This is a genomic window from Allomuricauda sp. CAU 1633, assembly GCF_017313225.1.
Taxonomy (GTDB): domain Bacteria; phylum Bacteroidota; class Bacteroidia; order Flavobacteriales; family Flavobacteriaceae; genus Flagellimonas.
Window position 1 is genome coordinate 111,786 of record NZ_JAFLNE010000009.1, and the last position, 13,324, is coordinate 125,109.

Annotated in this window: 12 protein-coding genes; 10 read left to right on the top strand and 2 right to left on the bottom strand. The window is 41.4% G+C overall.

Going from position 1 to position 13,324, the window contains the following annotated elements; all coding sequences use genetic code 11:
* Positions 1-23: 23 nt before the first annotated feature.
* The 10 genes from J0X14_RS17565 to dgoD all read left to right on the top strand — a co-directional run bounded on the left by J0X14_RS17565 (position 24) and on the right by dgoD (position 11,066).
* Positions 24-1,034 (top strand): family 43 glycosylhydrolase, encoded by a 1,011-nt coding sequence (locus J0X14_RS17565; RefSeq protein ID WP_207099128.1) that lies wholly within the window; start codon positions 24-26, stop codon positions 1,032-1,034.
* Between the two features lie 213 nt (positions 1,035-1,247).
* Positions 1,248-2,318: a glycoside hydrolase family 2 TIM barrel-domain containing protein gene (locus J0X14_RS17570; protein ID WP_207099129.1), complete on the top strand. Its 1,071-nt coding sequence runs from the start codon at positions 1,248-1,250 to the stop codon at positions 2,316-2,318.
* A complete protein-coding gene (locus tag J0X14_RS17575; protein ID WP_207099130.1) occupies positions 2,315-3,493 on the top strand; it encodes an aldose epimerase family protein in 1,179 nt (392 codons plus the stop codon). The genes J0X14_RS17570 and J0X14_RS17575 overlap by 4 nt, the downstream gene beginning before the upstream one ends.
* A gap of 51 nt (positions 3,494-3,544) precedes the next feature.
* Positions 3,545-4,705: a galactokinase gene (gene galK / locus J0X14_RS17580; protein WP_242528087.1), complete on the top strand. Its 1,161-nt coding sequence runs from the start codon at positions 3,545-3,547 to the stop codon at positions 4,703-4,705.
* A complete protein-coding gene (locus tag J0X14_RS17585; protein WP_207099132.1) occupies positions 4,698-5,750 on the top strand; it encodes a UDP-glucose--hexose-1-phosphate uridylyltransferase in 1,053 nt (350 codons plus the stop codon). The genes galK and J0X14_RS17585 overlap by 8 nt, the downstream gene beginning before the upstream one ends.
* 31 nt (positions 5,751-5,781) lie before the next feature.
* Positions 5,782-7,443, top strand: a complete 1,662-nt coding sequence (locus J0X14_RS17590) for a sodium/sugar symporter (protein ID WP_207099133.1) — start codon at positions 5,782-5,784, stop codon at positions 7,441-7,443.
* Positions 7,444-7,539: 96 nt separating this feature from the next.
* Positions 7,540-8,271, top strand: a complete 732-nt coding sequence (locus J0X14_RS17595) for a FadR/GntR family transcriptional regulator (RefSeq protein WP_207099134.1) — start codon at positions 7,540-7,542, stop codon at positions 8,269-8,271.
* Positions 8,268-9,278 (top strand): sugar kinase, encoded by a 1,011-nt coding sequence (locus J0X14_RS17600; protein WP_242528088.1) that lies wholly within the window; start codon positions 8,268-8,270, stop codon positions 9,276-9,278. The genes J0X14_RS17595 and J0X14_RS17600 overlap by 4 nt, the downstream gene beginning before the upstream one ends.
* The gene (locus J0X14_RS17605) at positions 9,275-9,907 is read left to right on the top strand and encodes a bifunctional 4-hydroxy-2-oxoglutarate aldolase/2-dehydro-3-deoxy-phosphogluconate aldolase (RefSeq protein ID WP_207099135.1); all 633 of its coding nucleotides are present in this window, start codon (positions 9,275-9,277) and stop codon (positions 9,905-9,907) included. The genes J0X14_RS17600 and J0X14_RS17605 overlap by 4 nt, the downstream gene beginning before the upstream one ends.
* A 1-nt stretch (position 9,908) precedes the next feature.
* Positions 9,909-11,066, top strand: a complete 1,158-nt coding sequence (gene dgoD, locus J0X14_RS17610; RefSeq protein ID WP_207099136.1) for a galactonate dehydratase — start codon at positions 9,909-9,911, stop codon at positions 11,064-11,066.
* 311 nt (positions 11,067-11,377) lie between these two features.
* Here dgoD and J0X14_RS17615 read toward each other — a convergent pair whose 3' ends face one another.
* Both J0X14_RS17615 and J0X14_RS17620 read right to left on the bottom strand, forming a co-directional pair.
* Positions 11,378-12,259 (bottom strand): helix-turn-helix domain-containing protein, encoded by an 882-nt coding sequence (locus tag J0X14_RS17615; RefSeq protein WP_207099137.1) that lies wholly within the window; start codon positions 12,257-12,259, stop codon positions 11,378-11,380.
* A gap of 89 nt (positions 12,260-12,348) precedes the next feature.
* On the bottom strand, positions 12,349-12,987 hold the full coding sequence (locus J0X14_RS17620; protein ID WP_242528089.1) for a carboxymuconolactone decarboxylase family protein: 639 nt from the start codon (positions 12,985-12,987) through the stop codon (positions 12,349-12,351).
* Positions 12,988-13,324: the final 337 nt, after the last annotated feature.

Genomic DNA, 13,324 nt, shown 5'->3' on the forward strand with positions numbered 1-13,324 from the left:
TAATTCAACTAATACAAAAGAGTTTGAAAAATTTAAAAAACATACTGGTCTATATGATTTCCATTTTCTTCTTTCAGATGGGAATAGGTCAGGATAAAAACACATTCACCAATCCCATTCTTGAGGATGGTGCCGATCCCTATGCCATGCTTCACAACAATGGGTATTATTATTTCATGGTAACAAGGGGAAACCGCTTGGAACTTTGGGCCACTAAAGACCTTACCCAAGTGGAAACCGTTGGTTCAAAAACAGTATGGAAAGCTCCCAGTGAGGGGGAAAACAGTTGTTGCATTTGGGCGCCAGAGATTCATCATGTCGATGGAAAGTGGTACATCTATTATACCGCTGCAGATGCATCCAACGAAGGAGATCACTCTAGATATGTCTTTGTTCTGGAGAACGGCCATCAAGATCCAATGCAAGGGGAGTGGATTGATAAGGGGAAAATCAACACAAAATACTGCGGAATCGACGGGTCCATTTTCAAATACGGCGATAAACGATATTTCATGTATTCACCCTACGTAGATGACCACAGTGATATAGCCATCGCTACCATGTCCAACCCTTGGACCTTAAATAACGATGAAACCATTTTGGCCGCACCCAAATATGATTGGGAGAAAACTGGGGAGAGAAGTATTCTGGAGGGACCTTCATTTTTGGAGGGGCCAGGGGATGAGGTCTTTATTGTGTATTCGGCGGGAGCCTGTTGGGACGATAATTATTCCTTGGGCATGTTGGCGGCCAAGAAGGATTCAGATTTTACCAAAGCCGCCTCTTGGAAGCGATTCTCAAAAGCGGTCTTTGAATTTTCCACAGATAACAATGTGTATGGTCCAGGCCACCATAGCATCACCACCTCCAATGATCCCAGCGAACATTGGCTGGTGTATCATGCAAAGGACAAACCCGAATTGGGATGTTCCCAACGGAGTACTAGGATACAACGGTTTGGTTGGGATGAAGAGAGTAGACCGGATTTTGGTGCGCCATGGCCGTTGGAAAAGGTCATCCAAAAACCAAAATAAAACCAAGAATTAATTGAGTACGAGTGTTAGTTAGTTTGAATTAGATTGTTTGAGTTTAGTTGATGGAAATTATCGGGCTTTGCAAAAGGCCCGGTAATTCTATTGTTAAACTCCCTACGCAAAATGACCTATTCCAATTTTAAGGTCGATGCTAATTCCAAACTAAAGCACTCAAAAATATTTAAGTGTGAATCAAAAAATAACAAGATTATTATGAAGCGAATATTGATTACTGGGCTGTTTTTATGTGCAATCCTTGTGGCAAATGCCCAAGAAAATGTTCTGGAGAAGAATAAATGGTCAAAAGAAAAAGCGAGCGAGTGGTACGCCAAACAAAAATGGATTACGGGAGCCAATTTTGTGCCCAGTACAGCAATCAACCAATTGGAAATGTGGCAATCCAGCACATTTGATCCAGAGACCATTGATCGTGAGTTGGGCTATGCCGAAAGCATAGGGTTCAACACCATGAGAGTATACCTGCACAGTTTGGCCTATAAAGCAAATCCAAAGGACTTCAAGAAAAATATGGAAACCTATTTGGGCATTGCCAACAAGCACGGTATTAAAACCATGTTTGTGTTTTTTGATGATGTTTGGGGGAAAGAGCCAAAAATTGGAAAGCAGCCTGAGCCCGTTACAGGAACCCATAATTCGGGTTGGGTACAAGATCCGGGAGACCCGGCATCCAAGAACAAAGAAAATTTTCCAGCCTTGGAAATCTATGTAAAGGATATCCTGAACACTTTCGCCAATGATGATCGTGTACTTCTGTGGGATCTTTATAACGAACCCGGGAATACGGATAAATTGACAGGTTCCATGCCCCTTTTAAAAGCAATTTTTACTTGGGCTCGGGAAGTCAACCCAAGTCAGCCATTGAGTGCAGGTCTATGGCGCTGGGATTTTCAGGAACTGAATGAGTTCCAAGCGGCAAATTCAGACATTCTGACCTATCACCATTATGACGATGAGAAAAAACACCAGCATGTAATCAATTTACTAAAGACACATGGGCGCCCCATGATCTGTACCGAATATATGGCACGGACCAACAACAGCAGATTCTCCAATGTTTTACCTGTTCTTAAAAAGGAAAATATAGGAGCTATTAACTGGGGGTTGGTCAATGGAAAATCCAATACCATATATGCATGGAACACTCCCATTGAAGATGGAGCTGAGCCTATTGAATGGTTTCACGACATATTTAGAAAGGACGGTACTCCTTATAGACAAGACGAAGTTGATTTGATCAAAAAATTAAACGGTGAGGAGAAATGATCATTCGGTCAAAAATTAAAATTCTCAGATGGGTAATAGCTTTTTTTGTAATTCTATTGTGTATATCGTGCAAAACAAAACAGGAAAACAAAAGCAAAAGCGATGCCCAACCAACCGCAAGGGTCAGTACCATAAAGGATGAAGACTTTAACACATCAGTTGATGGTAAATCCGTAAAACTGTATTGGTTACAGCGGAAGGATTTAAAAATGGCCATGACCAATTATGGAGGACGCATCATAAGCCTTTTTGTGCAGGACAAAAATGGGAATGCAATTGACATAAATATTGGTCGCAGTAGCATTAAGGAATACATTGAATCACCCGAAGCCTATTTTGGAGCAACCATTGGGAGGGTTGGCAACCGTATTGCAAATGGTAGGTTTTCCATAAACGGAAATGAATATGCTCTGCCTACCAATGACAATAAAAATACCCTACATGGCGGCTATAAAGGATTTCAAGATGTGGTGTGGGATGCCGAACAACCCAATGGGCATACATTGATTTTAACGTACACCTCTCCTGATATGGAGGAGGGTTTCCCCGGGAATTTACAAGCGAAGGTAATCTACTCGCTCACTGAAAACAATGCGGTTAAGATTGAATATGAAGCGACTACGGATAAACCTACGGTGGTAAATTTAACCAACCATGCCTATTTTAACCTCAATGGGGAAGGAAGCGGTTCAATTTTGAACCATAAGCTGCAAATCAATGCAGACCGATTCACCCCAGTGAATTCTGGACTTATTCCCACTGGAGAGTTGAGAGAAGTAGCCTCAACCCCCTTCGATTTTAGGAAGCCGCATACGATTGGTAAGCGTATTAAAGCGGCCAATGAACAATTGGGATTTGGCAAGGGGTATGACCACAACTATGTTTTAAATAGTGATGAAATTGGCTTACTTCGAGCAGCAAAGGTTGTGGGGGATAAATCGGGAGTTGTCATGGAGGTGTTTACTGAAGAACCGGGAATCCAGTTTTACAGCGGAAACTTTATGGCTTCAAAGAATACATTGAAATCTGGTGCCAAAGACGACTTCAGGACAGCGTTTTGTTTGGAGACCCAGCATTTTCCAGATACACCGAACCAACCAGAATTTCCATCCATACAATTAAATCCGGGGGCTACTTACCATACCGTTACGGAATACAGATTTTCGGTCGAGTAAATATGAATTCAATTTGATTTTGAGAAATAGATGAAAAATGATAGTGGTTTAATGGAGAAAAAAATAGAAGGCGATCTGGATGTCGCAAAATTTGTATACGACCTGGAGGTCTCCTCGCCTGGGAGAATCAACCTAATTGGGGAGCACACAGACTACAATGATGGGTTTGTGCTGCCGGCCGCCATTGATAAGTCCATTACCATGAGGTTCAGGGCCAATGGTAGCATAACCAGGTGCACCATAAAGAGCAGGGGCTTTGACAGTGTTCTGGTCGTTGATCTTGCCAAAATAGATAAGGGCACCGAAGGTTGGCACAATTATGTACTGGGTGTCCTGAACGAGATGCAGTTGCTCACACAGGGTTTAAAGGGGTTTGATTGTGAGATGGAGACCAATGTGCCTGCAGGATCTGGTGTAAGTTCATCAGCTGCATTAGAGTGTGGTTTGGCTTTTGGATTGAACGAGCTTTTTGGTTTAGGACTTGATCGCTGGCAAATAATCAAACTTGGACAAAGAGCTGAACATAACTTTGTAGGTGCCCAATGTGGGATAATGGATCAATTTGCTTCTGTGATGGGACGAAATAACCATTCTATGTTACTGGATTGCCAATCATTGGATTTTGAGTATATTCCTACCCATATAGATCCCTATGTGATTTTAATGTTGAACACCAATGTCAAACATAACCTAGCCACAAGCGGGTATAACGATAGAAGGGAAGAAAGCTCATCAGGTCTCAAGATCATTTCCGATCGATTTGGCGTACCCAATTCATTTAGGGATATAACCATGGACATGATAAATGAATGTAAGGAAGAACTTGGTGATGTTCGCTACAGGAGATGCAGTTATGTACTCGAAGAAAACAAAAGGGTTTTAAAAGCTGCACAACACCTAAGGAAGAACCGCCTCGTTGATTTTGGAAAACTCTTGTACCAATCCCATGAAGGACAAAGTAAAAGATATGAGGTGAGCTGCCCAGAGCTTGATTTTTTGGTGGATTTTTCAAGAGATTGGAAAGAAGTACTCGGCGCCCGGATGGTAGGAGGTGGTTTTGGCGGGTGTACCTTGAACATTATCCATAAGGAAGCTATTGATGATTTTATGAATGCGGCGAGCGAGGCCTACAAAAAGAAGTTTTCCATTGAACTGTCCTCTTTCCAAACCGTTCCCAGTGAAGGGACAACAATCATCAAAAAGCATGGCTGATAACCAATTGAACCAAATACCGCACCGCAGGTATAACATTCTTACTGGAGAATGGGTACTGGTATCCCCACACCGCACCAAACGGCCATGGCAGGGCAAACAGGAAAAACTGCCCACCTTGGATAAGCCATCCTACGATAAGGAATGTTATCTGTGCCCAGGAAATGTCAGGGCAGGCGGGAAGACCAACCCCAATTATGAGGATGTATTCAGTTTTGCCAATGATTTTTCAGCTCTGCTTCCAGATACATCGATGGAGGTATATAACGAGGGACTTTTACTGGGAAAAAGTGAAGCCGGTATCTGTAAGGTGGTCTGTTTTTCTCCAGATCATTCCTTGACACTACCCCAAATGGAAGTTTCCGAAATTGAAAAAGTGGTTTTACTTTGGCAAAAGGAATATCTGGAACTGGGGAGTATGAACAATATCAACCACGTGCAGATTTTTGAAAACAAAGGAGCCATCATGGGATGCAGCAACCCACATCCACATGGACAGATCTGGGCACAGAGTTCCATTCCGCAGGAAGTGGAGAAGAAGACCATCCATCAAAAAGAATATTGGGAAAAGAACCAAAGTAGCCTTTTAGGAGATTATTTGAAACAAGAACTGGAACTTGATGAACGAATAGTTGCCGAGAATGACTATTTTGTAGCCTTGGTGCCCTATTGGGCAGTATGGCCCTATGAGATGATGATCGTTCCAAGAGGGCACTACCAAGACATTGAACAAATTGATGAAAAAGAAAAGAAGAGCTTTGCCGAGATGATCAAAATAGTAACTACCAAGTACGACAATCTCTTTGAGACTTCGTTTCCCTATTCATCTGGGATACATCAGCGGCCTACAGACGGAGAAGAGCATGCAGAATGGCATTTCCACATGTCGTTCTACCCGCCTTTGTTGCGTTCTGCCACGGTAAAGAAATTCATGGTCGGCTACGAAATGTTTGCCAATCCCCAGCGAGATATCACCGCTGAACAGGCGGCGCAAACCTTGGCACAGCTTCCAATAGAACACTATGCCAAAATGGATAGCCATTAAATAAGTATCAACCAACGAACAACCAATAATTATGGAAAGCAGTTTTGAATTTTGGGACTATTTGGTCTTTGTACTGTATGCACTTGTCATATTAACAGTGGGCCTTTGGGTTTCCCGGACCAAGAAAGGAGAGAAGAAAAGTACAGAGGATTATTTTTTGGCAAGCAAATCCTTGCCCTGGTGGGCTATTGGAGCTTCTTTGATAGCAGCAAACATTTCCGCTGAACAATTTATTGGCATGTCTGGCTCAGGTTTTGCCCTTGGGCTGGGTATCGCATCCTATGAATGGATGGGTGCCCTGACGCTTCTCATTGTAGGCAAATATTTCCTTCCCATTTTCATTGAAAAAGAACTGTACACCATCCCTGAATTTATAGAAAAACGATTCTCAACCAACCTGAAATCTATTTTGGCCGTTTTCTGGGTCTGCCTCTACATTTTTGTGAATCTTACCTCGGTTTTGTATTTGGGGGGACTTGCACTGGAGACCATTTTGGGGGTTGACATGATCTATGCTATTATTGGCTTAGGGCTTTTCGCAGCGGCCTATTCCCTTTACGGTGGATTGGCGGCAGTTGCTTGGACAGATATTATCCAAGTGGTGTTCTTGGTCTTGGGTGGCTTGGTCACGACCTATTTGGCGTTGGATACCGTATCCGATGGCCAGGGAGTAATGGCTGGGTTGCACACCATTTTTGATACAGTTCCGGGTCATTTTGATATGATATTGGACAAAACCAATCCTGAATACATAAACCTACCTGGCATAGGTGTACTTGTAGGCGGGCTTTGGGTGGCCAACCTATACTATTGGGGATTCAACCAATATATCATACAGCGTACGCTAGCTGCCAAATCCCTAAAGGAATCCCAAAAAGGAATATTGTTTGCAGCTTTCTTAAAGTTAATTATCCCTCTAATTGTTGTCATTCCTGGAATTGCAGCTTATGTCATTGTCAATGACCCAAGCCTATTGTCGGGTCTTGGAGAGCAGGGACTTGCCAATATCCCTTCCTCTGGAGCTTCTGATAAAGCATACCCTTGGTTGATGCAGTTCTTGCCCACAGGGTTGAAGGGGGTGGCCATTGCAGCTCTTGCGGCGGCTATCGTTTCCTCATTGGCTTCGATGTTGAATTCCACCTCGACCATTTTTACGATGGATATCTACAAACAACACATCAATAGTGCGGCAAGCAATAGGGCACTTGTTGGGGTAGGTCGACTATCCGCCGCCGCCGCTCTTGTCATTGCCATGGTAGTAGCTCCACTTTTGGGAGGATTGGATCAGGCTTTTCAATTTATACAGGAATACACTGGAGTGGTAAGTCCTGGTATCTTGGCCGTGTTCTTGTTGGGGCTTTTTTGGAAAAAGACGACCAACAGAGGTGCCATCATTGGGGTTCTGGTCTCCATACCCATTGCTATGTTCTTCAAAGTTGGCCCAAAAGGCTGGGCCGAAGGAAGTGCACTTGAATCCCTTTTTCCATCCCTACCGTGGATGGACCAAATGGGATTGACCTGCCTTATCACCATGGCAGTCATTATGTTGGCCAGTTATCTAAAGACCAATGGTAAAGACGACCCCAAGGGCATAGAGCTGAAAAAGGAAACTTTCAGGACCGGACCGCTGTTCAATGTAGTGTCTTTTTGTATTATGATAGTTTTGACCGTCATTTACGCCCTGCTATGGTAATAAAGGTGCCATAAATCCCTATCAACTAATCTATCTTAGTGATGCATATTTCATTATTTTTAAATAAATTTGTATGATGTATGACAAATATTTTTGATGGATTTGTTTCAACCCATAGAAAATCGCGGACCCCTTAGTAAGCAGGTTGAGGAAGAACTGACCAGAGCAATCAGAAAAGGTCAATATCAGCCCTTGCAGAAGTTACCGACTGAGAATGAACTCTGTTCTATTTTCAACGTCAGCAGAACTGTAGTGCGGGAAGCCTTAAAAGGGTTAAATGCAAAGGGAATTGTGGAAGTAAAGAAGGGGAGTGGAGCCTATGTTTCGGAGATGAGCATAAAAAATGCCTCTGAAACCTTGAACATGTTCTTTAAGTTGTCCTCAGACCAAGATGTCATGTTGAGCACCATTGATTCGCGGGCTATGATTGAACCGATGATAGCCGCAAAATCAGCCCTCGTTAGAACCCAAGACCATTTGGTTCAACTGAACGGGAATATGGAAAAAATGAAGCAATGTCCTCTGGAAAACAAAAGGAAAGAGGCTGAGCTCGACAACCAATTTCACAGGATTCTTCTTGATTGTGTGGATAATCCGGTACTACACCTATTGGTAGACCCCATTTTTAATCTTATGCCAAAATTTAAACTTGGGGTTTTTGCTAAATCGGTCCAAGGAAACCTTGAAGAGGAAAAAAATGAAATGATGCATTATCATCAATTGATAGCGGATGCAATAATTTCCCAAGATGCAAAAAGAGCTGAGAATTTTATGCGTGAGCATTTAAGAATAACCCGTGAGAATTATATAAAGGCAATAAAAAAATGATGGAATTCGTCACTTTTGGAGAGATCATGTTAAGGCTTACGCCTTCACAAAAGGGAGATAAGCTGTTGCTTGCCCAGGAATTTGCCGTGGGATACGCTGGAGCAGAATCCAATGTAGCTGTTTCCCTGTCCTTTTTGGGAAATCAGGTTTCCTTTGTGAGCAAGGTGCCCAACAACCCTATGGGCAAGGCCGCCTTATTGGGGCTTAATCAATTTGGAGTTGCCACCGATGGGGTTTTGCTGGGAGGCCATAGAATGGGAACCTACTTTATAGAGCTGGGTGCTTCAATTCGGCCATCCCGTGTAGTGTATGATCGACAAGGTTCAGCAATAAGTCAAATTGAGCCCAAGAAATTGGATTGGGATACCATTTTACAAAATACAAAATGGCTGCATCTTTCCGGAATTACGCCAGCCTTATCCGATCAATGTGCCAAGGAGTCAATTTTGGCAGCGGAAACCGCTAAAAAGTTAGGTGTAAAGGTCAGTTTTGATTTAAACTTTAGAAGGACATTATGGCCAGATGGGAAAACTGCCAGGGACATATTTGATGCTATAATAGAGAATTCAGATGTGGTTTTTGCCAACTTAGGGGCATTGGACGATGTGTATGATTTGAAGTTTTCAGGAAAGGACGAGTTGGAACGAACCGAAAAGGCAATGTTTAAGGCAAGTGACCTTTTTGGGGTAAAAAACTTGGCCTTTACCATTCGGGAACATCGCTCCGCTTCGCAAAACAAGCTTCAAGGTGCAGCACTTAAGGACAATGAAACCTTCTTTTCTAAGCCTTATGAGGTTCAAGTGGAAGATCGCTTTGGAACAGGTGATGCCTTTGCTGCAGCCTATCTCCATTCATTGAACAAGGATTGGAAATCAGAAAGGGCAATAGAATTTGCCACCGCGGCCTTTGCACTTAAACATACCATCAATGGAGATTTGCATACCAGCACGGAGGAAGAAATTTTATCGGTGGTGGATGGGAACTTATCAGGACATGTGATACGATGAAAAAAGAAAAAATACTACGTAGACTCTTGGATGAGAAAATAATTTCAATAGTCCGACTTAAGAACGGCGAAATGACTTCACGTGTCATTAACCACCTTATACAAGGAGGAATAAAGGTACTTGAGGTTACGTCCAACACGCCCAATTTTGATGTTGAAATCAGCAAAGCACGAGAGAAATACCCAGATGTTTTAATTGGAGCCGGCACGATTACTACGCCAGAATTGGCTTCAAAAGCCATTGATGCTGGAGCTCAGTTTTTGGTCACACCCAATACCAATAAACTTGTTGTTGAAATGGCAAATAAAGCTGAAATACCTGTGGCTATGGGAGCTTTGACCCCAACCGAGATAGCCAATGCCATTGATTTTGGAGCCGATATCATCAAACTTTTTCCAGCGAATCAGTTTGGGGCTCCCTATTTTAAATCGTTGAAAGGCCCCTTTTCCAACATCAACTTTTTTGCCGTTGGTGGTATAGGAATTGACAATATGGGTGACTGGTTTACCGCAGGGATTGATGGAGTGGGCATTGGAAGTACTTTGGTCAAGTCAGAAATCAACACAGAAGAAGAATTGGATGCCATCACAATAAGTGCATCAAGATTTGTGGAACGTCTAAAAAATTAAAATGGGTCAGTTACAGATTGAAAACATTGAACTCTTCAAGGTGCCACCAAGATGGTTGTTCCTTAAAATAACCACCAAAGAAGGCATAATTGGTTGGGGTGAGCCTGTTGTGGAAGGTAAGGCGGACACCGTTGCCGCATGTGTTCAGGAACTTTCAAAATATTTTATAGGCCGATCGGCAAACGAGATCGAGGATATTTGGCAAACCATCTATCGTGGCGGTTTTTATAGAGGTGGTCCCATTTTAATGAGTGCATTGGCTGGAATTGACCAGGCACTATGGGATATTAAGGGGAAATCTTTGGGTGTCCCGGTGCATGAATTGTTGGGTGGTGCGGTCCGGAAGAAGATGAAGATGTATTGCTGGATTGGCGGTGATAGTCCGGAAGTGGTTATTGAACAGGCCCAGTCCAAAGTAAAAGAAGGATATACAGCTATAAAAATGAATGCCACAGGGGCGTTGGAGTGGATTGATTCCGTAAAAAAAGTAAAAAGTGTAACCAAGAACATTCAATTACTGAGAGAAGAGTTTGGGGATGATCTGGATATTGGACTTGATTTTCATGGAAGGGTGCACAAGGGCATGATGAAGAGGCTTATTTCAGAGTTGGAACCCTACAACCCCATGTTTATTGAAGAGCCCATATTAGGAGAAAACAACGGTGTCCTTGAACATGTATATTCCTTTACTTCTATACCGATTGCCACAGGAGAACGTATGTTCTCCAGATGGGATTTTAAGGAACTGCTGCATAGGGGCGTTGTTGATATTGTACAGCCCGATTTGAGCCACGCGGGTGGGATATCAGAAGTGCGAAGAATCGCGGCTATGGCGGAGGCATACGATGTGGCGCTGGCTCCGCATTGTCCGCTGGGCCCAATTTCATTGGCATCGGCTTTGCAAATTGATTTTACTTGCATAAATGCCTTTATTCAAGAGAGTAGTTTGGGCATTCATTACAATAAAGGGTACGATTTGTTGGATTATATGGAAAATCCTGAGGTTTTTACTATGGAGGATGGTTACATTTCACTTTTAACCGAACCAGGTCTTGGTGTACGTATTGATGAAGATAAACTTAGGAGTGCCGCAAAAGAAGGACATCAATGGAGCAACCCAATTTGGAGGAACCAAGATGGAAGTCTTGCGGAATGGTAGATCTATTGTAATGGTGTTTTTGACATAAGATTACTTCTAAACCCATAAGGAACTGTGGGGGGCAAAAAGGGCGGCCGTGATACAATTCAAGAGTGTATGTGTATGGCCTTTAGTATTATATGAATATTTTACATTCGACCATCTCAACTTTAGATTGTTGTAAGGCTAGTTATTCCATGACGGTCAGTCTTTTTTATTTTCGGGCTGAGTATATTCTTTTCTCCAGTTACCCGTAAAACGGATTCAAGTTCAGCCTATATTAGGCTGGTTCAATTTATTTTGGGTTAGATACATATATCATTGCCTCAATGTTAATTCAATTCAGCCTTTCCAAAGCCCACAGAGTTCCTGTACAATTGTGGTGAAACTTCTGTACTTTTTTTAAACAATCGACTGAAATAATATTCATCATTATATCCCAGGGACCAAGCAATTTCCTTAATGGTTTTGTTGGTCATATATAATTCACGTTTTGCCTCGATTATGATTCGTTCCACTATTAACTCTGTGAGGGTCTTATTAAAATGGGATTTTACCAATTTAGATAAAGAATTGGGTGAAATGTTTAATAATGAAGCATATTGACTGGCAGAGTGCTTTTTCTTAAAATGATGCTCTATTTTAATTTTTAGGTTATGAAGAATATAGGGTACACTGGAGTCTACAATTTTTGTGCTTGTTTGATTGGACTTGTCTTTAATTCTGGATGCATTGATTAGGAGTATTTTTAAAATAGGGACCAAAAGCTCATATTCTTGATTTTCTTGGTTTGAAAATTCATGCTTTAATTCGTTGATCAAGAAATCAAATCTTTTTCCTGTTTCTTGATTGATTCCAAAACATGGCGCTTCATATATGTTATTAAAAAGTGCCGTTGTAAATTTTGCATCAGCAGGATTTTGGTAAATACAATAGAAATCAGAATGAAATTGAATTGCAACTCCACTTATCTTTCCATGGGTTGAAAACATAAATGGTTGATAGGCTGAAAAAGCAAAAAGAGTATTATCTGTGAATTGATATTCAGAAAAATCAACTTTTAAGAGTCCTTCGCCCTGCTTTACCCAAATAATGGAATAGTAGTTATTACGCTGTAAATTGTCAAAATGACTATTGTTGTTAAATGAAAATATTTTGAATGCCAAGTTTCCATTTTGCTGATTTATCAAAGTATAGACATTTTGGTCATTCATAACTCCTATCATATTAGATTAACTCACTTACTATTTTAATTAACACCAAATGGAGCAGGCATACACACTCCATTTGGTGCATGTATGGGTTATATTTCTTCAGCTGCTGGGAAATCAACCGGTACTTTGGTTAATGCAAATAAATAATTTGATATGACCTTTTCCCCAATGATAAGTAATACATCTATTAGACTTTCAGCATCATACCCTTCACTAAAGAATTTGAATTTTGTTTCCTCTGATACGTCTCCTTTTTGTTCTACAACTTCTTTAGCGAACAGAACAAGGGCATCCAGTTTGGCATCGAAAGAGATTGCACCTTTTCTTATCTCAATGGTTTGTTCCTTTGTAAATCCTACCATCTGGGCTGCTCCTGTATGTGCGGCCAAACAGTAATCGCATCCGTTTAACTGACTCACAATTAACTTTACTACTTCTTTTTCTTTATTGTTTAAAGAACTTTTTCTGCCTTCAAAAGACAAATAATCACCCAATGCGGTAGGGGAGTTGGCTAAAACAGCAAACAAGTTGGGCATAAAACCTATTGCCTTTTCTAAATTTGCAAACACGGCCTGGTTTTCTACTGATACGTCTTCTCTTGTTGGAATTACTAATGTTTCCATTACATTTTGTGGTTTATATGTTACGTCAATATTGACTTCGCAAAGGTTGTGCTCAATACAGAGTTGTAACATGGACGATTTATCCTTTTGAATGGATTTTTCCAAGCAATGTGCTTATTTCATGTTTTTTGATGTGAAAAAATCAATCACACCCAATTAAGTTCTGTGTTTAGTCCCTAAAAAGTCCATTAGATTACCAAAATTGTCCATTTTAATTGAAGTGCTGTGTGGGGATCTTTGTTGCTCACATTAAAAAAAATCAAAATTGGAACAATTGAAAAAAACATATGTTTTAGTACATGGGGCATGGCATGGTGCATTGTAGATACCCCAAAAATTAGGGCAGTAAGTTTAATCATTAAATTTACTGAATATGACACGAAGAAAATTCACCCCGAAGTTCAAGACCAAGGTGGTCCTTGAAGCCTTGAAAGAGCGGCAT